21 protein-coding genes are annotated in these 23667 nt (G+C 62.8%); 11 read left to right on the top strand and 10 right to left on the bottom strand.

All coding sequences use genetic code 11. The features are described 5' to 3' along the window. Nucleotides 1–9: 9 nt before the first annotated feature. Nucleotides 10–1641, bottom strand: coding sequence for an ABC-F family ATP-binding cassette domain-containing protein (locus CRD15_RS09040; protein WP_034967924.1), 1632 nt, complete (start codon nucleotides 1639–1641; stop codon nucleotides 10–12). A gap of 430 nt (nucleotides 1642–2071) precedes the next feature. Here CRD15_RS09040 and CRD15_RS09035 point away from each other — a divergent pair, with 430 nt between their 5' ends. Continuing rightward, nucleotides 2072–3148, top strand: coding sequence for a lycopene cyclase family protein (locus tag CRD15_RS09035; RefSeq protein WP_187402373.1), 1077 nt, complete (start codon nucleotides 2072–2074; stop codon nucleotides 3146–3148). Nucleotides 3149–3165: 17 nt separating this feature from the next. Here CRD15_RS09035 and CRD15_RS09030 read toward each other — a convergent pair whose 3' ends face one another. From CRD15_RS09030 to CRD15_RS09000, 7 genes are all read right to left on the bottom strand, one after another. After that, nucleotides 3166–3573 (bottom strand): metal-sulfur cluster assembly factor, encoded by a 408-nt coding sequence (locus CRD15_RS09030; protein ID WP_034974395.1) that lies wholly within the window; start codon nucleotides 3571–3573, stop codon nucleotides 3166–3168. 35 nt (nucleotides 3574–3608) lie between these two features. Further along, nucleotides 3609–4091, bottom strand: a complete 483-nt coding sequence (sufU, locus tag CRD15_RS09025) for a Fe-S cluster assembly sulfur transfer protein SufU (RefSeq protein WP_034976518.1) — start codon at nucleotides 4089–4091, stop codon at nucleotides 3609–3611. Between the two features lie 21 nt (nucleotides 4092–4112). After that, nucleotides 4113–5366, bottom strand: coding sequence for a cysteine desulfurase (locus CRD15_RS09020; RefSeq protein WP_034967933.1), 1254 nt, complete (start codon nucleotides 5364–5366; stop codon nucleotides 4113–4115). Between the two features lie 83 nt (nucleotides 5367–5449). Further along, on the bottom strand, nucleotides 5450–6205 hold the full coding sequence (sufC, locus tag CRD15_RS09015) for a Fe-S cluster assembly ATPase SufC (protein WP_034967936.1): 756 nt from the start codon (nucleotides 6203–6205) through the stop codon (nucleotides 5450–5452). Between the two features lie 45 nt (nucleotides 6206–6250). Next, nucleotides 6251–7462, bottom strand: a complete 1212-nt coding sequence (gene sufD, locus CRD15_RS09010; protein ID WP_034967939.1) for a Fe-S cluster assembly protein SufD — start codon at nucleotides 7460–7462, stop codon at nucleotides 6251–6253. Between the two features lie 5 nt (nucleotides 7463–7467). Continuing rightward, nucleotides 7468–8910, bottom strand: a complete 1443-nt coding sequence (gene sufB, locus CRD15_RS09005; protein WP_034967943.1) for a Fe-S cluster assembly protein SufB — start codon at nucleotides 8908–8910, stop codon at nucleotides 7468–7470. A 3-nt stretch (nucleotides 8911–8913) separates the two neighbouring features. Next, a complete protein-coding gene (locus CRD15_RS09000; RefSeq protein ID WP_034967946.1) occupies nucleotides 8914–9597 on the bottom strand; it encodes a metalloregulator ArsR/SmtB family transcription factor in 684 nt (227 codons plus the stop codon). 200 nt (nucleotides 9598–9797) lie between these two features. On the opposite strand from CRD15_RS09000, the gene mptB reads away from it, so the two are divergent. The 5 genes from mptB to CRD15_RS08975 are packed head-to-tail and all read left to right on the top strand — an operon-like array spanning nucleotide 9798 to nucleotide 15298. Then, complete coding sequence (gene mptB / locus CRD15_RS08995; RefSeq protein ID WP_187402372.1) at nucleotides 9798–11573, top strand: polyprenol phosphomannose-dependent alpha 1,6 mannosyltransferase MptB; 1776 nt, start codon at nucleotides 9798–9800, stop codon at nucleotides 11571–11573. Continuing rightward, a complete protein-coding gene (locus CRD15_RS08990; protein ID WP_034976514.1) occupies nucleotides 11557–12537 on the top strand; it encodes an ABC transporter ATP-binding protein in 981 nt (326 codons plus the stop codon). The genes mptB and CRD15_RS08990 overlap by 17 nt, the downstream gene beginning before the upstream one ends. Further along, nucleotides 12534–13325, top strand: a complete 792-nt coding sequence (locus tag CRD15_RS08985) for an ABC transporter permease (RefSeq protein ID WP_034967954.1) — start codon at nucleotides 12534–12536, stop codon at nucleotides 13323–13325. Before CRD15_RS08990 ends, CRD15_RS08985 begins: the two co-directional genes overlap by 4 nt. A gap of 56 nt (nucleotides 13326–13381) precedes the next feature. Next, nucleotides 13382–14452 (top strand): heme A synthase, encoded by a 1071-nt coding sequence (locus CRD15_RS08980; RefSeq protein ID WP_034976512.1) that lies wholly within the window; start codon nucleotides 13382–13384, stop codon nucleotides 14450–14452. A gap of 51 nt (nucleotides 14453–14503) precedes the next feature. Continuing rightward, nucleotides 14504–15298: a hypothetical protein gene (locus tag CRD15_RS08975; RefSeq protein ID WP_034967961.1), complete on the top strand. Its 795-nt coding sequence runs from the start codon at nucleotides 14504–14506 to the stop codon at nucleotides 15296–15298. 40 nt (nucleotides 15299–15338) lie between these two features. Here the strand turns inward: CRD15_RS08975 and CRD15_RS08970 are convergent, their stop codons facing one another. After that, nucleotides 15339–16277, bottom strand: a complete 939-nt coding sequence (locus CRD15_RS08970) for a heme o synthase (protein ID WP_187402420.1) — start codon at nucleotides 16275–16277, stop codon at nucleotides 15339–15341. 277 nt (nucleotides 16278–16554) lie between these two features. Here CRD15_RS08970 and tkt point away from each other — a divergent pair, with 277 nt between their 5' ends. The 5 genes from tkt to pgl are packed head-to-tail and all read left to right on the top strand — an operon-like array spanning nucleotide 16555 to nucleotide 23351. Then, complete coding sequence (gene tkt / locus CRD15_RS08965; RefSeq protein WP_034993987.1) at nucleotides 16555–18645, top strand: transketolase; 2091 nt, start codon at nucleotides 16555–16557, stop codon at nucleotides 18643–18645. Between the two features lie 28 nt (nucleotides 18646–18673). Then, nucleotides 18674–19786, top strand: coding sequence for a transaldolase (gene tal / locus CRD15_RS08960; protein WP_034993990.1), 1113 nt, complete (start codon nucleotides 18674–18676; stop codon nucleotides 19784–19786). A 42-nt stretch (nucleotides 19787–19828) separates the two neighbouring features. Beyond that, entirely contained in the window at nucleotides 19829–21391 is a 1563-nt protein-coding gene (zwf, locus tag CRD15_RS08955; protein WP_034974409.1) for a glucose-6-phosphate dehydrogenase, read from the top strand. A gap of 53 nt (nucleotides 21392–21444) precedes the next feature. Next, a complete protein-coding gene (locus CRD15_RS08950) occupies nucleotides 21445–22521 on the top strand; it encodes a glucose-6-phosphate dehydrogenase assembly protein OpcA (protein WP_034981960.1) in 1077 nt (358 codons plus the stop codon). After that, nucleotides 22518–23351, top strand: a complete 834-nt coding sequence (gene pgl, locus CRD15_RS08945) for a 6-phosphogluconolactonase (RefSeq protein WP_034981961.1) — start codon at nucleotides 22518–22520, stop codon at nucleotides 23349–23351. The genes CRD15_RS08950 and pgl overlap by 4 nt, the downstream gene beginning before the upstream one ends. On the opposite strand, the gene secG is transcribed toward pgl, so the two are convergent. Then, nucleotides 23348–23587: a preprotein translocase subunit SecG gene (gene secG, locus CRD15_RS08940; protein ID WP_034967980.1), complete on the bottom strand. Its 240-nt coding sequence runs from the start codon at nucleotides 23585–23587 to the stop codon at nucleotides 23348–23350. The genes pgl and secG overlap by 4 nt on opposite strands. Between the last annotated feature and the right edge of the window lie 80 nt (nucleotides 23588–23667).

Below are 23667 nucleotides of genomic sequence, written 5' to 3'. Positions count from 1 at the left end.
GACTACCGGTCAGGCCAGCTCGACGATTTCCATGTATTCGTCATTCCACAGGTCCTCTACCCCGTCGGGCAGCACGATTACGCGCTCGGGTTCCAGGGCCTTGACCGCGCCTGGGTCGTGGGTGACCAGCACAACGGCGCCGGTGTAGGTGCGCAGTGCGTCGAGGACCTGTTCGCGGGACTGCGGATCCAGGTTGTTGGTTGGCTCGTCCAGCAGCAGCACATTGGCGCGGGAACTGACGAGGGTTGCCAATGCTAGGCGGGTCTTTTCACCGCCAGATAGCGTGCCGGCGGGCTGCTCCAACTGCTCGCCGGAGAACATGAATGCGCCCAGCAGGCCGCGCAGGTCCTGTTCGCCGGCGTCAGGGCAGGCCTCGATGGCGTTTTCCCAGACGGACTTGTCCGGGTTGATCGTGTCGTGCTCCTGCGCGAAGTAACCGACTTTCAAACCGTGGCCGGTGACGATGCCGCCCTCGCCGTCGGTGCGTTCCACCCCGGCCAGCAGCTTCAGCAGCGTGGTCTTGCCCGCACCGTTAAAGCCGAGCACGACCACGCGCGAGCCCTTGTCGATGGCCAGATCCACCCCGGCGAAGACCTCCAGGGAGCCGTACATCTTCGTCAGTCCCTTGGCGTTCATGGGGGTCTTGCCACACGGTGCGGGCTCCGGGAAGCTGATGTTGGCCACGCGGTCTTCGACCCGCACCTCGTCGAGGTTGCCCAGCATCTTCTCTGCGCGGGCGGCCATCTGCTTGGCGGCCTTCGCCTTGGTGGCCTTTGCTCCCAGCTTCTCGGCCTGCTGCCTCAGGGCGCTGGCCTTCTTCTCGGCATTTGCTTTCTCGCGGCGACGGCGCGCCTCGTCGGTGGCTCGGGCGTCCTTGTACTTGGTCCAGCCCATGTTGTAGACGTCGGCCTCGCCACGTACAGCGTCGAGGAACCAGATCTTGTTGCACACGTCGTCCAGCAGCTCCACGTCGTGGCTGATCATGATCAGCCCGCCCTCGTGCTTGGCCAAAAAGCCACGCAGCCAGGTGATGGAGTCCGCGTCCAGGTGGTTAGTCGGCTCGTCCAGCAGCAAAGTGGTCTGGGAGCGGCCGGATCCGGCGGTGGCGGCGAAGAGGATCTGTGCCAGCTCCACGCGTCGACGCTGACCACCCGAGAGGGTCTTCAGCTGCTGATCTAGCACGCGTTCCGGCAACCCCAGCGAGTCGCAGATCTGCGCGGCCTCGCTGTCGGCCTCGTAGCCGCCCAGGGAGTGGTATTTTTCCTCCAGGCGGCTGTACTTCAGGATTGCGGCGTCCCGCTGGCCGGGGTTGTCGCTGGTCTCCATGATTTCCTGCTGACGCTCCATGGAGCTGCGAATCCGATCCAAGCCACGGGCAGACAACACGCGGTCGCGGGCGGTCTGCTCGATATCGCCTTCCTTGGAATCCTGCGGTAGGTATCCCATCTCGCCGCTGCGGGTGACGGTGCCACCGTAGGGCTCGCCTTCGCCGGCCAGGATGCGCATGGTGGTGGTCTTCCCCGCGCCGTTACGCCCGACCAGGCCGATACGGTCGCCGGGTTGGACTCGCAGGTGTTGCCCGGGGGCGTTCAGCAGGGTCCGGGCCCCCACCCGAACCTCGAGGTCATTAGTAACAATCACAAGCTAGAAGCCTATCAGCATCCCCGTCGACAACCTGCCCCACCCCTTATGCACCGGCGCAGCGGTGCTCGAACCCCCAAGTCGAGTCGCTGGCCTGTCTGGTCGTCGACGGGGTCCCCGCGTTCCCCCCATTCATCATCGCCCCGCCTTGTTGGTATGTTCCTACCAAGCAGGACAATGTTTATGTTAGAAACTAGGATCGCGACCTGCAGCGTTTGCGTTACATATGGCTGTGGCTTTCCCCCGAACCTTCAAGTTGTCCCTAAGCTTGTTCCTGCTCTCCTGTGATTAGGAAAGACTTATACCCTTAGCTTGTCTATTTAGGTAGCTACTCAGTCTTAGAAAGCAATGAGCAAAATACAGTCATGTAAATTCGGGGGTAGCAAGCGTAATCTGCACCACAATCGATGCCTCGAAGGAGTCCCCTGCCGTGCCCCAGACCTTACACCTCAAAGGCCTGGGGCCGGCCGGTGCTTTGCTAGCCATCCGCGCAGCTCAGCGCGGCTACTCCGTCGTTGCCTACGACCCTGCGGTGGATCTTAACCGAGCTACCCCCTTTCCGGGCACCTATGGTGTGTTCTCCACGCAGATCCCCGCGTGGGCTGATGCGTTGTTCACCCCGCCTGCCCCCTTGGAGGTTGTCGCCGGGCTTCCCACAACGCGTCGCACCCTCGGCTTCGAGTACCGCATGCTGGATCAGGCCGCCGTGGTCAAGGCGCTACGCGAGAGCGATGTGCGTGTGGTCGCCGAGTACGTGCCCGACGGTCACCCGGCCGTTGACTGCACCGGCGCCCCGCGCACCGACGCCGCACTGTGGCAGCTGGCCGTCGGGTGGTTCTTTTCTGGTTGTGACGCCCCACGCCCCCAGCCGGTCTTTATGGATTGGACAGGCGCGGAAGCTCAAGATCAACACGCTGCGCCGAGCTTTTGCTATATCCAGCGCACAAGCGAGGGATGGCTCTATGAGGAGACGATCCTTGCCACCCACTGCCCCGCCGATCCGGTCGAGCAGCAGAAGGTGTTGGACGTTCTGCGGAATCGGCTGGCGGAACGGATAGCGCGGATGGGGCTAGATCCGGAGAGTGTGAGCCGCGAAGAACAGGTTTCGATTCCGATGGGAACGAGGCGGCGTCATAAAGAAAGAAAGTTTGGCGCCGCGGCGGGGTTCATCAATCCCGCGACGGGTTACTCGCTGGGGCATGCGCTGGAGGCCGCCGACGATGCCCTGGACGGGCGGCGGCTGGGCGGGAACCTGGCATATGTGCTGCGGCAGGTCGGTGGAGAGCTGATCGCGCGGGCCGACGGAGCCACGCTGCAGGATTTCTTCGGCCATTTCTTTGCCCTGGAAACCGAGCGGCAGTTGGCCTACCTAAGCGGACGGGATGGCCTGGCCGTGGCGCGCACCATGTGGGCACTTCGGGAGGGCACGGGACTGAGCCACGAGTTCCTGCAGCCGCTCTTCCGGCGCCCCTGGCAGGTGATGCGGGCGGTGTGGGCTAGACGGTGAAGCCCAGACGGCGAAGCCTACACAGTGAAGCCTAGGAAGCGCAGCTGCTCGCGACCTTCCTCGTTGATCATGTGCGGGCCCCAGGCCGGGGACCACACCCAGTTGATCTGCAGGTCGGTGACCTCGTCGACGTTGTTGATCACCGCGTCGCGTGCCTGATCCTCCAGCACGTCCTGCAGCGGGCACGCCGGGGAGGTCAGGGTCATGTTCAGCACGGCGGTCTTGTCCTCGATCCAGATGTCGTAAACCAGGCCCAGGTCGATGACGTTGATGCCCAGTTCCGGGTCGATGACGTCCAGCAGGTGCTCTTCGACCTTGCCCGCGATGGCCATGTCTTCGGGGCTGCGCTCGGCGGGCCCCTCCGGGGCCTTGTCCAGTGGCGAGGGATCCATCTCCGGGGTGGTGGGTTCTGCGTTTTCAGTCATGGTGGGCTCCTTGATCTGCCTAGTCTTTGAAGTGGCTAGTCTGTGTCGTTTGTAGTGTCGGTGCCGTTGTCGGCGGGCGTTGCCCCTGCCTCGGTAGCGGCGGCCTCGAACGCCTTCCAGCCCAGCAGAGCGCACTTCACGCGAGCCGGGTACTTGGACACACCCGCGAAGGCAATACCATCGCCGATGATCTCGTCGTCGCCCTCGATCTTGCCGCGGGAGGTCACCATGCGCTCGAACTCAGCGAGTTTGGCGAAGGCCTCCTCGACCGGGCGGCCCACCAGCTCCTCGGCCATCACAGACGTGGAAGCCTGGCTAATGGAGCAGCCCACCGCGTCGTAGGAGATATCCTCCACGGTCTGCTTGTCCTCGCTGAGGTGCAGGCGCAGCGTCAGCTCGTCGCCGCAGGAGGTGTTCACGTGGTGTACCTCGGCCTCGAAAGGCTCGCGCAGCCCCGCGTGCTGGGGATGCTTGTAGTGGTCCAGGATCACTTCCTGGTACATCTGCTCTAGTTTCATATCGCCTTTAACTTAAATCCTCTACGCGGTACCGAAGAATTCCTGCGCTGTGCGGATGGCCGCAACCAGCGCATCAACGTCCGAGAGGTCATTGTAAATATAGAAGCTGGCCCGGGCCGTGGCCTGCACGTTCATGCAGGTGTGCACCGGCCACGCACAGTGGTGGCCGACGCGGATGCACACACCCTGGTCGTCGATGACCTGTCCCAGGTCGTGCGGGTGAATCCCCTCCACGACGAAGCTGACCGCGCTGCCACGACCCTGTGCGTCTGTGGGACCGATGATGCGCAGCCCCTCAATCGTTTGCAGCTGCTGTAGCGCGTAGGCCGTCAGTTCGGCCTCGTGCGCGGCAACTTTATCCATACCGAGGTCGTTCAGGTAGTTCACGGCCGCACCGAGTCCCACTACCTGCGAGGTCATCTGTGTGCCTGCCTCGAAACGCTGCGGGGCTTCGGTGAAGGTGGTGCCTTCCATCGTCACCTTCTCCACCATTGATCCACCTGTCAGGAAAGGCGGTAGCTGGTCCATGTGCTGGGCTTTGCCGTAGAGGACGCCGACGCCATTAGGCCCCAGCATCTTGTGGCCTGAAAATGCCGCGAAGTCTACATCTAGCTGGTGGAAATCCACGGACATGTGCGGCACGGACTGGCACGCATCCAGGACGAACAGTGCGCCGACGGCGCGAGCCCGGCGGACCGCCTCCGGCACGTCCAGAACCGCACCGGTGACATTCGACTGGTGGGTCAGCGCCACGACTTTGGTACGCTCGGAAAGCTCCAGACTGTCCAGGTCGATGCGACCATCCTCGGTGGCGGAGTACCACTTCAGCGTGGCGCCGGTGCGCTGCGCAAGCTCCTGCCAGGGCACCAGGTTCGCGTGGTGTTCCAGTTCGGAGACTACGATCTCGTCGCCTTCAGTGACCTGCAGCTCCCCCGCTCGCTTATCGCCGAGGATGTAGGCAACCTCGTTGAGAGCCTCCGTTGCGTTCTTGGTGAACGCGATTTCCCGGTCATCGGCACCCACGAAGTCGGCGATGGCTTCGCGCGCGGATTCGTAGGCATCCGTGGCTTCCTCCGCAATCTCGTAGGCACCGCGGTGCACGGGTGCGTTGTGGGTAGTGAGGAACTCCCGTTCCGCGTCCAGAACTTGCACCGGGCGCTGAGCGGTGGCACCGGAATCCAGGTACACCAACTTCTTCCCCTCGCGTACTGTGCGCGAAAGGATCGGGAAGTCGCTGCGGACCTTCGCGGTATCCAGGGAATTGCTTGAACTCACAAGTTCACACTTTCTGCCCGGCCGTCACCGGCCGGCGAGGGTTTGGGGATGTTGCGGGCGCTGAGGATGGGTGGCCGGAAGCTCTAGACGAACTTCTCGTAGCCCTCGGACTCCAGCTGTTGTGCCAGCTCTGGGCCGCCGGATTCTACGATGCGGCCCTTGGCGAACACGTGGACGTGTTCGGGCTTGACGTAATTCAGGATGCGCTGGTAGTGCGTGATCATCAGCACGCCGCCGTTCTCGCGCTCCTTGTAGCGGTTAATGCCTTCGGAGACGACGCGCAAAGCGTCGACGTCCAGGCCGGAGTCGGTCTCGTCCAGGATGGCGAACTTGGGCTTAAGCAGACCCAGCTGCAGGATCTCGTGGCGCTTCTTCTCGCCGCCGGAAAAGCCCTCGTTAATGGAGCGCTCGGAGAACGACGGGTCGATGGATAGCTCCTCCATGGCCGCGCGGGCTTCCTTGACCCACTCGCGGATCTTCGGAGCCTCACCGCGGACAGCGGTGGCGGAGGAACGCAGGAAGTTGGCCATGGATACGCCCGGCACCTCGGTCGGGTATTGCATAGCCAGGAACAGCCCTGCGCGGGCGCGCTCGTCGACTTCCATGTCCAGCAGGTTCTCGCCGTCCAGCAGAACCTCGCCCTCGGTGATTTCGTAGCGTGGGTGGCCGGCAATAGCGTAGGACAGGGTGGACTTGCCGGAGCCGTTCGGCCCCATGATGGCGTGGGTCTCGCCGGAGTTGATGGTCAGGTTGACGCCGTGCAGGATCGGCTTCGGATCCTCGTTCTCATCAGCGGGGACGACCTGCGCGTGCAGGTTCTTGATTTCCAGAGTGCTCATGGTGTGTAAAAAGCTTTCTTTGGGTGTTTGACGGGGTAAATGAATTTAAAGAACCGTGTTCTGCAGCTCGGCCTCGACCTTGTCCTCCAGCAGTTCGCGGATCGACTCTTCCGGGATGCGCTTGATCACGTCGGTGAAGAAACCGCGGACGATCAGCATCTTTGCGCTGGCCGGATCGATGCCACGGGACTGTAGGTAGAACATGTGCTCGTCGTCGAAGCGACCCACGGTTGCAGCGTGGCCGGCGCCGACGATCTCGCCGGTCTGGATCTCCAGGTTCGGCACGGCATCCGCGCGGGCACCCGAAGTCAGCAGCAGGTTGTTGTTCTTTTCGTAGGTATCGGTACCCGTAGCCTCCGGGCGGATCAGCACGTCGCCGATCCAGGCGGTGCGAGCCTCACGAGCATCCTTGCCCTTCTCCGGCTCACCCTGCAGGGCACCCTTGTACAAAACGTTAGAGCGGCAGTTGCGGATGGAGTGATCCACTAGCAGTCGCTGCTCGAAATACTGGTTCGCGTCCGCGAAGTACAGTCCCAGCAGTTCCGCGTCTCCGCCGGTATCGGTGTAGCGCACGTGCGGTACGGAGCGTACGACGTGGCCACCGAAGGCTGCGTAGTAGTGACGCACGACTGCGTCGCGACCGACCTGGATGTGAGAATTCGACAGGTGAACTGCGTCCTCGTTCCAGTCCTCGAAGACCACGGTGGTTAGCTTCGCACCGTCACCGACAACGAACTCCACGTTATCGGAGTGCGCGCCCGAACCCTCGTAGCGGACGAACACCACGGCCTCGGCGTGTGCCTCCAGTTCGATGACCAGGGTGCCGTAGGACACTTCGTTCTCGCCGGGGCCGTCGATGGTGACCGTGACCGGGGACTTCAACGCCGCGTCCTTGGAGATGCGCACATAGTCGGCCTGCTCCGTGTTCTCCCAGGCCTGCGCCGCCGCACGATCCACGGGAGCGCCCGCGCGCCCCAGGCGCTCATCGCCAGATTGGAGCTTTTCGATGGTCACGCTGGGGGCGTCATCCTCCGCAACACCAACCGCGATAGCGGCGGGCTTGCCAGCAACGGCCGAGCCATCATGCAGGCCGCGCAGCTCGCGCAGCGGAGTGAAGCGCCAGTCCTCGTCCTTACCGTGCGGAATAGAGAAATCCGCAGCCGAGAAAGAGGTGAAGCGGTCGCCCTTCGTCTGGTGTTCCGTACCAGCCTTCACCGGGGTGATCGTCGCTTCGGTTTCGTTGAGTGGGGTCGTCATTTGGTTTAACCCACCGATCCTTCCATCTGCAGTTCGATAAGACGGTTGAGCTCCAGGGCGTACTCCATGGGCAGCTCCTTGGCGATTGGCTCCACGAAACCGCGGACGATCATCGCCATGGCCTCGTCCTCCTCGATGCCACGGGACATCAGGTAGAACAGCTGATCCTCGGAGACCTGGGAAACGGTTGCCTCATGGCCCAACGTCACGTGGTCGTTACGAATATCGTTGTACGGGTAGGTATCCGAACGCGAAATCGAGTCGACCAGCAGCGCATCACATTCGACGTTGGAAGCCGAGTGGTGAGCGTCCTTGTTGATCTGCACCAGGCCACGGTAGGCAGCGCGACCACCGCCGCGGGCGACGGACTTAGAGACAATGTTGGAGCTCGTGTACGGCGCCATGTGCACCATCTTCGCGCCCGTGTCCTGGAACTGACCCTCGCCCGCGAAAGCCACGGAGAGAACCTCGCCCTTGGCGTGCGGGCCGGTCATCCACACGGCCGGGTACTTCATGGTCACCTTCGAGCCGATGTTGCCGTCGACCCACTCCATGGTGCCGCCCTCTTCGCACTTTGTGCGCTTGGTGACCAGGTTGTACACGTTGTTCGACCAGTTCTGGATCGTGGTGTAGCGGCAGCGGCCGCCCTTCTTCACGATGATCTCCACCACGGCGGAGTGCAGAGAGTCAGTCTTGTAAATCGGGGCGGTACAACCCTCGACGTAGTGAACGTAGGCGTCTTCGTCGACGATGATCAGGGTGCGCTCGAATTGGCCCATGTTCTCGGTGTTAATGCGGAAATAAGCCTGCAGTGGAATATCCACGTGCACGCCCTTCGGCACGTAAATGAAGGAACCGCCGGACCATACTGCCGTATTCAGCGCGGAGAACTTGTTGTCGCCAGCCGGGATGACGCTGCCGAAGTACTCCTCGAAGAGCTCGGGGTATTCGCGCAGGCCAGTATCGGTATCGACGAAGATAACGCCCTGCTTCTCCAGATCCTCGCGGATCTGGTGGTAGACCACCTCGGACTCGTACTGCGCGGCCACACCGGCGACCAGACGCTGCTTCTCGGCCTCCGGGATACCCAGCTTGTCGTAAGTGTTCTTAATGTCCTCCGGCAGGTCATCCCACGTCTGGGCCTGCTTCTCGGTGGAACGGACGAAGTACTTAATGTTGTCGAAATCGATATCGCTCAAGTCCGCGCCCCAGGTAGGCAGCGGCTTCTTGTCGAAGATTTCTAGAGCCTTCAGGCGGCGCTTAAGCATCCATTCCGGCTCGTTCTTCTTCGCCGAAATGTCGCGCACTACATCCTCGTTAAGTCCGCGGCGGGCGGAAGCACCGGCGGCATCGGAATCGTGCCAGCCATATCCGTAGGCGCCGATGGAATCGATGATCTCTTCGTCAGTCTGTGGTTTAGTTTCAGGTGTTTGTGCAGCTTGAGTCATGGTTTAACTTTCCTTCTTGGGGGAAGGGTCAATGGTCTGAAGCGGAATGAAGGTGGTGCAGACACCGTTGCCATCGGCAATGGTTGCCAGCGGTTGAGTGTGTTGCCCCAGCAGTTCTGCAACCACCCGGTGCTCCGCCGCGCACAGTTCAGGGAACTCGTGAGCGACATCTTGGATTGGGCAGTGATGACGGCAAATCTGAACGCCACCGCCAGCTGGATCGACAGTGGCAGCATAACCCCTGTCAGACAGTGCGTCGGCAATGGCCTTGGCCTTGGCAGCCACGTCGGAATCGGATTCGGGAACGTCCTCCAATAGATCCTGCACGCGCTGGGCGGCGAAATCTTCCACCGCTGATTCCCCACCCGCAGAGCGGAGGGCGCGCAGAGCTAGCAAGGCTAGGTTGTCGTAATCATGTCCAAACTTTGCCCGCCCCGCGTCAGTGAGGCGGAAAAGTTTGGCGGGCCGTCCACGCTGCCCGGAGCGAGGGGCCTCCTCGACCTCGGCGAGGCCATCGGAGACGATGTTGTCCAGGTGCCGCCGAACTCCCGCGGCACTCAGACCAAACTCCTCGCTGATGTCCGATGCGCTCACCGGACCGTGGCGCAGCACGTGCAAAAGAATGCGGTGCCGCGTGTCGGGCTCTGGGGTTGGGGCGGTTTCCTGCCCCGCAGTTGTCCGAGCCACGCTTACCTCCTTCTCTTGGACTTCGTGTGTGCCAGCGCTACTTAGGAATGTGCCTACATGATTAGACAACAAAAGTGTGTCGTAATTGTTCCCGCTTGTCCACTAAGGTAAGCCTGACTAGTTCCTTAACCTGCTGTGTGGCGCCGGTCACGGCCTGGTTAAAGAAGAACACGGCAACATCTTCGGTATCATCTGCTTCTATGAATCTCCCCATTTCGGACGCCCCGCGGGGCCACCCACTGTCGCGGCCGTGGCGGAGGTTTCAGGAACAACTACCCCAATTGGGGTTGGCTGGGTCCCGGTCGGCGCAGTTGCACTCCGATTCCGACGGCGACAGCACGCCCGAAAGCGCGTTGGAGCTGAAACCCCTGAACCGCGCGCTGGCCATGCGCCTCTATGTCGCAGTGTTCCTGGGGGCGCTGGGCAGCATCCTCATCACGGTCGGTGGCCTGGGCGCCGGAGCTTTCCCCGTCATCCACAATCCCTACTGGGGTTTCCCGGGCGTAAGCACTTTGGCGCGGATGCTGCACTCCACCACCGTGCTTGTGTTTGTCGGCATCGGCTTTCTGGTGTACGGCTGGTTGCTGCTGTTCCGCTTTGCGGTAGCTGCGCCCGCTCGGCCTAACCACCCCATCCCCGTGCGCACTTATTGGCGTACCTTCCTGGTGTGGGTCACTCCGCTGATGGTCACCCCGCCTTTGTTCACTCAAGACATCTACTCTTATTTGGCTCAGGGGGCGATCGCCGCTCGTGGCTGGGATCCTTACAGTGGCGGTCCGGTAGACCTCTTGGGGATTGACGATCCCCTGGCGCGTTCCGTGCCGCTGATGTGGGCGCACTCCCCTTCTCCCTACGGTCCGGTCGCGCTCGGGTACGGAGAGGTTATCTCGATTCTGACGGGCAACTCCATCATCCTGGGGATCGTCATGCACCGGCTGGTCTCTATCGTAGGTTTGGCTCTGTGTGGCTGGGCTCTGGTGCGCTTGGCCCGCCGCTGTGGCGTTTCCAGTGGAGCGGCACTGTGGCTGGGGATTCTCAACCCGCTGGCGATCCTGCACCTGGTGGGCGGTATCCACAACGAGGCCGCTCTTATTGGTCTGCTCCTCGCTGGCATGGAGCTAGTTCTGCGCGGCGTGGACAAGGAGGATCGCCCGCTGACTAGTCGGTGGATACTCATCATCGCCGGGCTCGGATTGATCACTATGGCTGGGCTGGTGAAGGTCACGGCATTGGTCGGCCTGGGTTTCGCAGGTGCGGCTCTAGCGCGCTGGTTCGGCGCCCGCATCGTCGACCTGTGCAGCGCGGCCGCCGTCTGTATCGCCGTTGCTAGCGTTACCGCGGTGGCGATGTCCCTGTTGACAGGCGTGGGGTTCGGCTGGATCACCTCCCAAGGCGGGGCAGCGGAGATCGTCTCCTGGATGTCCATCACCACCTCCCTAGGATTGGCCTCCGGAGCGCTGGGCGCCGTCTTGGGCCTGGGCGATCACACCGATTCAGCACTGGTTGTTTTCCGCGCCATCGGGCTTGTTGTCGGCGCGCTGTGGGTAGTGCGCATGCTGTGGGCATCTTTCCGCGGGCGCATCCACCCCGTGGGCGGGCTCGGAGTGTCGACCCTGATCCTGGTGTTCTTCTTCCCCGTCGTGCACCCCTGGTACTTGCTGTGGGCGATCATCCCCCTCGCCGCCTGGGCGAACCGGCGAACCTTCCACCTGATCGCCGTGGGCTACTCGGTCGTATTCAGCTTCTTCATCCTGCCCCGCGGATTGTCCCTGCCGACCTCGACCGTGATCTACATCTACGCCATGAGCGTAGTTTTCTTCCTACTGGCAGTAGTGACATTGAAATGGATCGCCAACCTGAACGCTGACCTGGCCGAAGGTCTGACACTCCGTGCCACCGACGCGGATGAACAGTGGCGGCGCTACGTAAAGAACTCCGACAGGACTAGACTGACCAATCATGACCAAAAAGCCTGAATCTCCGCTGGCCAGTACCTCGCCGGTCCTCGAGCTCCGGGACGTAGTTAAGACCTTCGGTGACCGTCGCGCAGTGGACGGCTTGAGTTTCGACCTGGCAGCGGGGCAGGTCCTTGCGCTCATTGGGCCCAACGGTGCAGGTAAGACCACCACGGTGGAAATGTGCGAAGGCTTCCTCCGCCCCACCGAAGGAACCATTCGAGTCTTCGGCAAGGATCCGGCGGTCGCATCGGACGAGGTCCGCAGCCGCATCGGCGTGATGCTGCAAGGTGGCGGCGCGTATCCCGGAATCCGCGTGGGCGAGATGATGCGGCTGGTGGCGTCGTACTCAAAAAATCCTCTGGACCCGGACTGGTTGCTGAAGACCGTCGGCTTGGATGGGCACGAGAAAACGCCGTATCGCCGCTTGTCGGGCGGGCAGCAGCAGCGCCTGAGTCTGGCCTGCGCGCTGGTCGGCCGCCCCGAGCTGGTGTTCCTGGACGAACCGACCGCGGGCCTCGACGCGCAATCGCGCCTGGCTGTATGGGACCTTGTGGCGTCGCTGAAACGCGATGGCGTGGCGGTGGTGCTGACCACGCACCTGATGGATGAGGCCGAAGCGCTGGCCGACCAGGTGGTCATCATCGATTCGGGGCGCATCGTCGCATCCGGTACGACGGAGGAGATGACGTCTCGCCGAAGCCCGCACTCGCGCGCCGCGTGGCTGTCGGTGCAGGTAGATATGGACGCCCCACTCCCCGACGTCGCCACCGCGATCGCCCAGCGCACGGCGGCGCAGGTGAACGTGGAAGAGTTGCGCCCCCGCCACTTCAAGGTGGAAGCCGACGAGCTGAATCCTGCGCTGATCGCAGCGGTGACCGCGGCTTTCGCCGACCTCAACGTCATGATTCGCCAGCTGGAAGCCAACCGACAGTCCCTGGAGGACGTCTTCCTCTCTATCACCGGAAAGGACATCCGCTCATGAGCACCACGAGTCGCTTCGAGCCGGGCTTCTTTGCCCCCGCACCCGCCCAGGCGAAGTCCGCGGATATCGTCAAGGCGCAAGCCAAGATCGAATCGCTGCTTTTTCTGCGCCACGGCGAGCAGCAGTTGCTCTCTATGGTCATTCCGCTGGGACTGTTGATTGGTTTGACGCTGATTCCAGGCGATGACGCATCCCACTCTGTGACCAGGGTGTTTCCCATGGCTTTGGCGATTGCTCTGATGGGTGCCGGATTCACGGGCCAGGCCATCGCGGTGGCCTTCGACCGCCGCTACGGGGCTCTAAAACGTATTGGCGCTGCTGGCGTGCCGACGTGGGCGTTGATCGGCGGCAAGGTGGTCGCCGTCTGCATCGTGGTGTTGCTGCAGGTACTGGTGCTTTCCATAGCCTCTGTGCTGCTGGGGTGGCAGCCGGAGTTGGCGGGTTTGCCAGCCGCTGTGTTGACGGCTGTACTCGGGGTGGCGGCGTTCACTAGCTTGGGGCTGCTGCTGGGCGGAACCCTCAGTTCAGAGATGGTACTGGCCTTGGGCAACACCATCTGGTTCGTCCTATTGGGCGCCGCGGTTTACGCCACGATGACCACTCCTGCGGGCGAGGACGTGCACTCCTGGCTACTGGCAGTTCCCTCCGTGGCACTGACCGAGGCGTTCCACACGGCAGTGACTGCTGGGGGCGTGAGCTGGGTTGCGTGGTTGAGCCTGCTGGCGTGGGCGATCGTGGGAGCCGCGGCCGCGTTGCAGCTCTTCCGCTTCACCATGGACAGTGACTAGCGGCAATTAGTTCCGCGACATGCGCTTCCATTAGTCTGGAAGACGTGGTTGAGACTATGAAACAACGCGCCGCGGAGGAATCGAATCCCTTCGCGAAGGCGCTGCTGAGACTGTACGCATTCGTGTATGCGGCCGACCGCAAGTACGGTTTTCCCCGCCCCGTGACCGCGCCGACGATTCATCGCCAAAGGCTCTTTGCCATCATCCTTTTGGCCTGCCAGACCGGCATCACTTTCACGGGCGCGCTCGTGCGCGTGACGGGATCTGGTTTGGGGTGCTCTACCTGGCCGCAATGCCAGCCGGGTTCGCTGTTCCCCGTCGCCGGATCGGCCCCGTGGGTGCACCAGATCATCGAGTTCGGCAACCGAACGCTGACCTTTGTGCTGTCCATTGCAGCTCTCGTGTGCTTTATTTCCGTGGTGCGCGCCGCTCGCCGCACCCCTATTCTGCACCTGGCTTTCATCCAGGGCATCGGCATTATCGTGCAGGCAGTACTAGGTGGCATCACCGTGCACATGGACCTGATGTGGTGGACCGTTGCACTGCACTTCCTGCCCAGTATGCTGCTGGTATTCCTGGCGGCGAAACTTGTCGTGCGCATCGGTGAGCCCGACGACGGGGAAATGCAGCCACTGATGCCCCGCGCGTTACGCCTGCTGACCGACGGCTCCTCCGTCAGCCTGGCTATCGTCCTGATCACGGGCACGATGGTGACTGGCGCAGGCCCCCACGCCGGCGACGAGGCCATCCTGCCGGAACACCGCCTGCAGGTTCCGCTGATCGACATGGCACACGTCCACGCAGGCTTCATGTACCTGTACCTGGGCCTTACCATTGGCCTCCTGGCGGGCGTGTTTGCCCTGAACCTGGAGCATCGCATAAAGACTGCCGCCTACTGGGTGATCGGCGCGATCATTCTGCAGGCCGCCATCGGCATCATGCAGTTCTGGCTCGGCGTGCCCCGCTGGTCCGTTCCGTTGCACGTCATCGGCTCCGGCCTCACTACAGCCGCCACCGGATTCCTGTGGGCACTGAAGTCCCGCTACAGCGGTGGCAACGCCAGTCACACGGGCACCACCACCGGCGATAGTCAGCGCCACGAGGCTGTGAACGCCAAAGACGGCTAATATACAGAGTCCAGGGTTATTGTCTAGCTGACAGCGACGAGGGGTCGAACCATGACTCAGCCGACGCGCATGCCGCGCACCACACTGAAGTTCAACTCGGGGGTCGATACTCCACTGGTGCCTGAACGGGGCGAACGCTACTTTTCCACCCCCAACCCGATGCGGGATAGCAGTGGGGCCTTTGAAGCAATAAAGGCAGCGGGTCCGCGGCCTTACGCTCGGGACCTGCCGGGTAGCCTGATTATCTTCCTGGTCGTTGGACTCTTCGGTGCCGTCTTCGCTGCTATTGGCCTCATGCTGATTCTCAGCAAACTTCGCCGTGGGGATGCAATGGCCGACAGTCTCCGTCTTACGGATACGGTCTTTTTCATCGTTGGAATGGTCTTCGTCGTTGTCGCGGTCTACTCGATCTCCAGAGCCCTAGCACGACGCAGGCGAATCGTCACCGCCTGGAAGAATGGCTGGATCGACTACTACCCGGCGCTGGTTGGACAGGTCTATCATTGCCGCACCGCAAGGCGAGAAAGCGAATCTTCAGGCTCAACGTTCTATTACTACTATCGGGCGCCTCTCCACGTGCTTTACCCTGATGGCTCGTTCCGGCAGATGCACTCCTTTGAGTTTGAGATGAAGCGCAAGCCCGACTGGTATCGCACCCGTTTTAATATGGCCTCATCGGCGGAAACTGCTGTCGCGGATGGTCTGAACAATAACGGTTGGGCGATTGTCGGTATCAGTCGTCGACCCGGGCAAACCCATGCGGAGCTCGATTCCGGGCTCACGAAGAAACAGTGCGAAGCCGTATTCAACCTCGCCGAGCGCAATTGGCTCAGGGCGGCTTGGTGATCTTAGCCGTGATCCTAGGTCGCGATGCTAGGTCGCTATGCTAGCCGAGCACAGCCTCGGCGAGCGTCTGCCAGCCCAGCACGGCATCAACGGACAGAGCCACGAACAGTAGCGACAGATAGTTGTTCGACAGGAAGAACAGCTGCATCGGCTTGACCGGGGTGCCGTTTTTCACGCCACGGTGCAGCAGATGCGCCTTGATAATGAACCAGGCGCCGGACAGCACAGCCGCTGCCAGGTAGATCCAGCTAGCGGCGGGAACCAGCAGCAGCGAAGTGATCACGGTCGCCCAGGTGTAGGCCAGGATCTGGCGCGTGACCTCCAGAGGCGGCTTGACGACGGGCATCATGGGCACGCCCGCGGCCTCATAGTCCTCGCGGTAACGCATTCCCAAAGCCCAGGTATGCGGCGGCGTCCAAAAGAAAATAACCATGAACAGAATCAGCGCCTGAGCCCACGAAGACCACCCCGCGCCAAAGGCACCGCCGTTGTTATCCGTGATGACGGCCCAGCCGACAACCACCGGCATGCAGCCCGCAGCGCCACCCCAAATGACGTTCTGCCAGGTACGGCGCTTCAGCCACTTCGTGTACACGTACACGTAGAACCAGTTCGTCAGAACGATAAACCCAGCGGCCAGCCACGAGTGGCACAAAAAGCCCAGCCACAGCACCGAGGCGATCAGCAACACCCAGGCGAAAACGCGGGCCTCGTTGACCGACACGGTTTGGCGAGCGGTCGGACGGCGGCGAGTACGGCGCATCAGCTGGTCGATGTCGTGGTCGACCACGTTATTGAACGTGTTGGCCGCGCCAGCACCCATCCAGCCGCCGATGAGGGTCAACAGGATCAGACCGAAGTTCACTTCGCCGCGCGCTGCCTGCAACATCGCAGGGATCGTGGCCACCAGCAACAGCTCGATGACCCGGGGTTTGGTCAATGCTATGTATGCCTTGACCGTCTCAGCGAACGTCTTCACCGGCTGCCTCGCCTCCAACTTCTCGGAAAATGCAGTGCACACTGCAGTCTATCTGTATCGCGTCTTACGCTACCCGAGCGTGCAGCGCAGGCCGAAACCCGACCGGCACACGCCCATCTACATGTAGTCGGCTGAGGTTCCTCTTAAGTTCCCAGCAGGGAGAAAAAACTTTCTTACAGAATTAGAAACGATTCTCTGCGCCCACTGGCCACGGCAAGCTGTCGCGACCACTAGTATGTATGAGGAATTGAGCTTGATGAAGAAAGGGCAACTGACAGTGACTCTCTCCCCAGAACAGCAGGCACTTACCGTGCGCAACTACCCGGCGGACTGGACGGAGACCGACACGCGCGCGGTCGACCTGGCTCGCGTGCTGGCCGCGGATGCCGTGGAAAAGTGCGGCTCCGGCCACCCGGGCACGGCGATGAGCCTCGCTCCCCTGGCTTACACCCTCTACCAGCGCGTCCTGCGCCACGACCCGAAGGATGTGCACTGGGTAGGTAGGGATCGCTTTGTTCTCTCGGCCGGTCACTCTTCCCTGACCCAGTACATCCAGCTTTACCTGGGTGGCTTCGGGCTGGAGCTCGAAGATCTGCAGGCCCTGCGCACCTGGGGCTCCAAGACCCCGGGCCACCCGGAGGTGCACCACACCGACGGTGTGGAGATTACGACCGGTCCGCTTGGCCAGGGTCTGGCTTCCGCGGTGGGTATGGCTATGGCTTCCCGCCGTGAGCGCGCGCTGTTCGACCCTGAGACCCCCGCCGGCGAGTCCCCGTTTGACCACTTCATCTACGTCATTGCTTCCGACGGCGACGTGCAGGAGGGCGTAACCTCTGAGGCTTCGTCGCTGGCCGGTACCCAGCAGCTGGGTAACCTCATTGTCTTCTGGGACGATAACGGCATTTCCATCGAAGACAAGACCCAGATCGCCTTCACCGAGGACGTCGTGGCCCGCTACGCCTCGTACGGCTGGCAGACCCTGGAGGTCACCGGTGAGGACGTCGAGGGCATTCTGGACGCCGTCGAGCGCGCCAAGGCCGAGACCTCCCGTCCGACTTTCATCCGCCTCAGCAGCGTGATCGCCTACCCCGCACCGACGAAGATGGACACCGGCGCATCCCACGGCGCTGCCCTGGGCGCAGAGGAAATCACCGGCATCAAACAGGCGCTGGACTTCCCCGACGAGCCGTTCCCGGTAGAGGACAACGTGATCGCCCACACCCGCGGTCTGGTCGAGCGCGGCGCGGAGGCGCACAAGCAGTGGCAGGTTCTTTTTGACGCCTGGGCGGAGAACAACCCGGAGAACAAAGCCCTGTTTGACCGCCTGTACTCCCGCGAGCTCCCGGAGGACTTCGCCGCGGAGGTTCCCAGCTGGGACGCTGGCGAGTCCCTGGCCACCCGCAAGGCCTCCGAGGCTACCCTGCAGGCCCTGGGCAAGACTCTGCCGGAACTGTGGGGTGGCTCCGCCGACCTGGCCGGCTCTACCAACACGATCATCAAGGGCGAGGCGAGCTTCGGCCCGGAGGCGATTACCACCCGTAGCTTCACGACCGAGCCGGGCGGCCGCAACCTGCACTTCGGTATCCGCGAGCACGGCATGGTCGCCATCCTGAACGGCATTGCCCTGCACGGTCCCACCCGCCCGTACGGCGCGACCTTCCTACAGTTCTCCGACTACGCCCGCGGTGCGGTGCGCCTGGGCGCGTTGATGAAGACCGACGTCTACCACGTCTGGACCCACGACTCGATTGGCCTGGGCGAGGACGGCCCGACCCACCAGCCGGTCGAGCACCTGGCATCCCTTCGCGCAATCCCCCACCTGGCTGTCATCCGCCCGGCGGATGCCAACGAGACCGCTGCCGGCTGGGTTGCTGCGATCAAGGCTGAAGAGTCGCCCAAGGCACTGATCCTGACCCGCCAGAACGTCCCGGTTTTGGAAGGCACGAAGGACAAGGCTGCCGAAGGCGTGGCTCGCGGTGCCTACGTGCTGGTCGAGGAATCCACCGAAACCCCGGATGTCATCCTGCTAGCCACCGGTTCCGAGGTTCAGCTGGCTGTCGAGGCCGCCAAGGAGCTGGAGAACCAGGGCGTGGGCACCCGCGTGGTTTCCATGCCGGTCATGGAGTGGTTCCTCGAGCAGGATGCCGAGTACCAGGAGCAGGTGCTGCCTAGCTCCGTGACCGCCCGAGTCTCCGTCGAAGCCGGAATCTCGATGCCGTGGCACCGCTTCGTCGGCCTGAACGGTCGCACCGTTTCCCTGGAGCACTACGGTGCGTCCGCCGATTACCAGACCCTCTACCGCGAGTTCGGCATCACCGCCGAGGCCGTCGTCGCCGCAGCTCACGACTCCATTGCCGCCAACCAGTAACCCAGTAACTAGGACTGATTCTTTTACCATGAGCACCCCCGCCAACATCGACGCGCTCGCCAACGCCGGCACCTCCGTGTGGCTGGACGATCTCTCCCGGGATCGCCTACGCTCCGGCAACCTCGCCGAGGTCATTGAGAATAAGGGTGTGGTCGGCGTGACCACCAACCCCGCAATCTTCGCCAATGCTATGTCCCAGGGCACGGCCTACGATGAGCAGCTTCAGCAGCTCGCCGCCGCAGACACCCATGCCGATACCGCCGTGTTTGAGATGGCGGCCGACGACGTCGCGGAAGCGTGCGATGTGTTCCTCCCCATCTACGAGCGCACCAACGGCGTGGACGGCCGGGTGTCCCTGGAAGTCGATCCGCGCCTGGCCAAAGAGCGCGAGGCGACCGTCATTCAGGCTCGCGAACTGGCCGCCAAGGTCGGACGCGAGAACCTGATGATTAAGATCCCCGCGACCGAGGAGTGCCTGCCTGCCATTACCGATGTGCTGGCCGAAGGCATCAGCGTCAACGTCACCCTCATCTTCTCCGTCTCCCGGTACATTCAGGTGATGGAGGCCTTCATCGAGGGCATGTCCCGGGCGGCAGACGCGGGGAAGAACCTGACGAAGATCCACTCCGTGGCCAGCTTCTTTGTCTCCCGCGTAGACACCGAAATCGACAAGCGCCTCGATGAGATCGGCACCGACGCAGCCCTGGCACTCAAGGGCAAGGCGGGCGTGGCCAACGCGCAGCTGGCCTACGCTGCTTTCGAGGACACCCTGCTTAATAACCCCGCCTGGAATGCGCTGGCTGAGAAGGGAGCGCCGGTGCAGCGTCCGCTGTGGGCGTCCACCTCAGTAAAGAACCCCGAGTACCCAGACACCCTGTACGTCACCGAACTGGCCGGGCCGCACACGGTCAACACGATGCCAGAGAACACGCTGGACGCCACGATCGATCACGGCGAGGTCCGCGGCGATACCCTATCCGGCACGACCGATTCCGCCCGCGCAGTGTTCGCCGCGCTGGACGAGGCTGGGGTGAACCTGGCCGAGGTGTGGACTGTGCTGGAAAACGAGGGAGTGGAGAAGTTCGTGGACTCTTGGAACGAACTGCTGGGTACCCTCGCCGCGCAGCTAGACGCGAAATAATCCCCTAACGACAAACCGAACCCCACAGAGGACTCTAGACAAGTGCAACTCCCCTTTTCCGCCGAGGAATGGCGCAACCCGCTGCGCGACGAATTGGATAAGCGCCTGCCGCGCATCGCCGGACCGTGCGGGCTGGTCATCTTCGGCGTGACCGGTGACCTGGCGCGCAAGAAGCTGCTTCCCGCCGTGTATGACCTGGCCAACCGCGGGCTGCTTCCCCCGGGCTTTAGCCTGATCGGCTACGGCCGTCGCGACTGGTCCAAGGAAGAATTCGAGGAGCAGGTCCTGCAGTGCGTCAAGGATCGGGCACGCACCCCGTGGCGCCAAAATGTGTGGGATCGCCTCGCCGAGGGCATTTTCTTCGTCAAGGGTGACTTCACTACCGATGCTGCTTTCGACGCCCTCGCGGAGAAAACCCGCGAGATCGACAACGAGCGCGGCACCGCCGGCAACTGGGCATACTATCTTTCCGTTCCGCCGGATCACTTCCCCAGCGTGTGCCACCAGCTGGAGCGATCTGGCCTGGCGACTCCGGATCCGGAGCTTGGCGAACTGCACAACGGCTGGCGCCGCGTGGTCATTGAGAAGCCCTTCGGACACGACGAGCAGTCCGCCCACGAACTTAACGAGATCGTGAACAGCGTCTTCCCCGAGTCCAGTGTGTTCCGCATCGACCACTACCTCGGCAAGGAGACGGTGCAGAACATCCTGGCACTGCGCTTTGCCAACCAGCTGTTCGACCCGATGTTTAACGCGCACTACGTGGATCACGTGCAGATCACCATGGCCGAGGACATTGGGCTGGGTGGCCGCGCGGGCTATTACGACGGCATCGGCGCCGCCCGCGACGTGATCCAGAACCACCTGCTGCAGCTGCTGGCTCTCATCGCCATGGAAGAGCCCGTAACGTTCAACCCCGAGGAGCTGCAGGCGGAGAAGGTCAAGGTGTTGCGCGCGACCTCTCCGGTGGGCCCTTTCGCCCAGACCACGGCGCGCGGGCAGTACACCTCCGGCTGGCAGGGCTCCGTCCCGGTCAAGGGGCTGCGGCAGGAAGACGGCTTCGACCCGGAATCCACCACAGAGACTTACGCTGCCGCCACCTTCGAGATTTCCTCCCGACGCTGGGCGGGCGTGCCCTTCTACCTGCGCACCGGCAAGCGCCTGGGCCGCCGCGTGACGGAGATCGCCATCGTGTTCAAGGAGGCGCCGCACCTGCCCTTCGGTCCCGGCCAGACCACCGCCCAGGGCAACAACATGCTGGTCATCCGCGTCCAGCCGGACGAGGGCGTGCTGGTGCGCTTCGGTTCGAAGGTTCCGGGCTCCGCGATGGAGGTTCGCGATGTGAACATGGACTTCAGCTACTCTGAGGCCTTCACCGAGGAATCCCCCGAGGCTTACGAGCGTCTGATCCTGGACGCGCTGTTGGACGAGGCCAGCCTGTTCCCCACCAACGAGGAAGTCGAGCTGTCCTGGAAGATCCTGGATCCGATCCTGGAACACTGGGCTCTGCACGGACGCCCCGAGGACTACCCCGCCGGCACGTGGGGGCCGAAGGGCGCCGAAGAGATTCTGTCCCGGTCGGGGCGGCAGTGGCGGCGTCCATAAGAGTCCATAAGAGAACGACCCCCGACCGCGTGAGGAGCGCGCACTTAACGGCCATGATCATCGACCTACCGAACACCCAGACCAAAGAAATTGAACACCGCATCCGCGCATTGCGGGAGGAACGCGGTGACGTCACGAGCGGTCGCGTTCTGACCCTTATCGTGGTGGCCAGCGAGGACGACGACCTCGACAGGATCGTCAGCTCTACCCATGATGCTTCACGCGAGCACCCTGCCCGCGTGATCGTACTGGTGATGCACCGCAGCGAAGAGGCACTGCTGGACGCACAATTGCGCATCGGCGGCGACGCAGGTGCCTCCGAGATCATCATCATGCACCTGCACGGCGAACTGTCGGCGAACCGCGCTTCCGTGGTCACCCCGCTGTTGCTGCCCGATACCCCGATCGTCGCCTGGTGGCCCGCCACCGGACCGCGGAACCCGGCCTCCGACCCCATCGGCGCTCTGGCGACCCGCCGCATTACTGACTCTCTGACGGACGAGGACGAGGACGCACTGTATCGCCGTCGCATGACCTACACCCGTGGCGATTCGGACATGGTGTGGAGCCGCATCACCCTGTGGCGCGGGCTTCTGGCCTCGGCGCTGGATCAACCACCGCACCACCCGATCGTGTCCGCAGAGGTCTGGGGGCCAAAGCACGATCCGTCGGTCGACATCGCGGCAGGGTGGCTCGCCGAGCGCCTGGATGTGCCGGTGACGAGGCACGTTACGGTCGACGGTCGCCACCGCGAGGACGCGGACGGCAACCGACTGATCTCTATCGAAAAGGCGGTGCTGCACCGCCAGGTAGGTGCGGTTGAGGTTGAGGTTATCGACGCCAACACGGTCTCGCTGACCGTCGGCGACCAGAACTCGCTGGTCACCCTCGGCAGGCGTGCCTTGGCCGACTGCTTGGCTGAGGAACTGCGCCATCTGGACCCGGATTATGCCTTCGGACATGCGCTGCGTGGACTGGTGCGGGTGAACCGCCCAGACCGCGGGCCGCGCACCTCCCAGTTCCGCGGCGTGAATAGTTTGGGTCAGCAGGAGGACAAACTGGACCGCTGGACCTTCCGCGATGCCCAGGATCCCAACAACAACTTCGACGGTCAGGAGTCTCTACGATGAAGCCCACCCACGATCACCGCCACGACGCGGTCGTCAGCGACAAGACCGGCGTGGAACTGCGCCCCCGCGACAACAAGCAGGATCTCGCCACAGCTGCCGCGCGGGAGTTCATCAACACCGTGGCCGAACTGCAGCGCACCGGCGATACCGTAACCGGCGACGGCATTGTGCGCGTGGTTCTGACCGGCGGTGGCGCTGGCATTGCCACGCTGGCGGAAATTGCCGCCCTGGACCACGCTGCGAAGCAGTCCGCGGAGGACTTCCCCGTCACCACGATCGACTGGTCGCAGGTGTACGTGTTTTTCGGCGACGATCGCTTCCTGCCGGCCGGCGATCCAGAGCGCAACGACAAGCAGGCCTTCGACGCGCTACTGCGCCACGTGGACATTCCTTCGCTGAACGTGTTCCGTATCCCTGCCCTGGCGGCGGGCGAGCAGCCGGACGGGCCGGCGTTGGATGCGGCGGCGGAGTTCTACGCCAAGACGGTCGACCAGGTTGCCCCAGATGGTTTCGATATCCACCTTCTGGGCATGGGCCCGGAGGGGCACATCAACTCGCTGTTCCCCCACACGGAAGAGTTGCTGCACGCCGAGGGATCCGTCGTGGCCGTGCGCGAATGCCCGAAGCCCCCGGCAGAGCGCATCAGCCTGACCATGCAGGCCGTCAACCGCTCCCGTGCGGTCTGGCTCCTGGTCAGCGGCGCGGAAAAGAAGGAAGCCGCAGGCCAAGTATTCGACGGCGGTAATGGCGCCGAATGGCCTGCGGCTCTGGCCTCCGGTTCGGAGGCAACGCTACTGTGGGTTGACGCTGCCGCCAACCCGCTGGCTTAAGCCAGACCGTAGTGCAGAACCAGGTTCAGTCCGACCAGCGCAATCAGCCAAATAACGGCGGTGCCCACGGTCAGGCGATCCAGGTTCTTCTCCGCCACGGTGGAACCGGACAGGTTGGACTGCATGCCGCCACCGAACAGGCTGGACAGGCCGCCGCCCTTGCCCTTGTGCAGCAACACAGACAGACCCATCAGCAAGCTGGTGACTACAAGGATGATCTGCAGCGTCAGGATCAATGTCCTACCCTCTACTTTTCTTTAAAATCGACAACTTAAGTTTTTCGGTTAACATCACGAATCTACCCGCTGGCAGGCGT

Origin of the sequence: Corynebacterium sp. LK28, from assembly GCF_014335105.1 — a bacterium.
Classification (GTDB): Bacteria; Actinomycetota; Actinomycetes; order Mycobacteriales; family Mycobacteriaceae; genus Corynebacterium; species Corynebacterium macclintockiae.
Note: the sequence above shows the minus strand (reverse complement) of the source record. Positions and strands in the feature narration are given on the sequence as shown.

What these genes read in the sequence shown, in the direction of transcription:
- CRD15_RS09030 (WP_034974395.1), bottom strand. Translation starts at nt 3,573, where the DNA reads ATGACTGAAAACGCAGAACCCACCACCCCGGAGATGGATCCCTCGCCA.
- sufU (WP_034976518.1), bottom strand. Translation starts at nt 4,091, where the DNA reads ATGAAACTAGAGCAGATGTACCAGGAAGTGATCCTGGACCACTACAAG.
- sufC (WP_034967936.1), bottom strand. Translation starts at nt 6,205, where the DNA reads ATGAGCACTCTGGAAATCAAGAACCTGCACGCGCAGGTCGTCCCCGCT.
- sufD (WP_034967939.1), bottom strand. Translation starts at nt 7,462, where the DNA reads ATGACGACCCCACTCAACGAAACCGAAGCGACGATCACCCCGGTGAAG.
- sufB (WP_034967943.1), bottom strand. Translation starts at nt 8,910, where the DNA reads ATGACTCAAGCTGCACAAACACCTGAAACTAAACCACAGACTGACGAA.
- mptB (WP_187402372.1), top strand. Translation starts at nt 9,798, where the DNA reads ATGAATCTCCCCATTTCGGACGCCCCGCGGGGCCACCCACTGTCGCGG.
- CRD15_RS08990 (WP_034976514.1), top strand. Translation starts at nt 11,557, where the DNA reads ATGACCAAAAAGCCTGAATCTCCGCTGGCCAGTACCTCGCCGGTCCTC.
- CRD15_RS08985 (WP_034967954.1), top strand. Translation starts at nt 12,534, where the DNA reads ATGAGCACCACGAGTCGCTTCGAGCCGGGCTTCTTTGCCCCCGCACCC.
- CRD15_RS08980 (WP_034976512.1), top strand. Translation starts at nt 13,382, where the DNA reads ATGAAACAACGCGCCGCGGAGGAATCGAATCCCTTCGCGAAGGCGCTG.
- CRD15_RS08975 (WP_034967961.1), top strand. Translation starts at nt 14,504, where the DNA reads ATGACTCAGCCGACGCGCATGCCGCGCACCACACTGAAGTTCAACTCG.
- tal (WP_034993990.1), top strand. Translation starts at nt 18,674, where the DNA reads ATGAGCACCCCCGCCAACATCGACGCGCTCGCCAACGCCGGCACCTCC.
- CRD15_RS08950 (WP_034981960.1), top strand. Translation starts at nt 21,445, where the DNA reads ATGATCATCGACCTACCGAACACCCAGACCAAAGAAATTGAACACCGC.
- pgl (WP_034981961.1), top strand. Translation starts at nt 22,518, where the DNA reads ATGAAGCCCACCCACGATCACCGCCACGACGCGGTCGTCAGCGACAAG.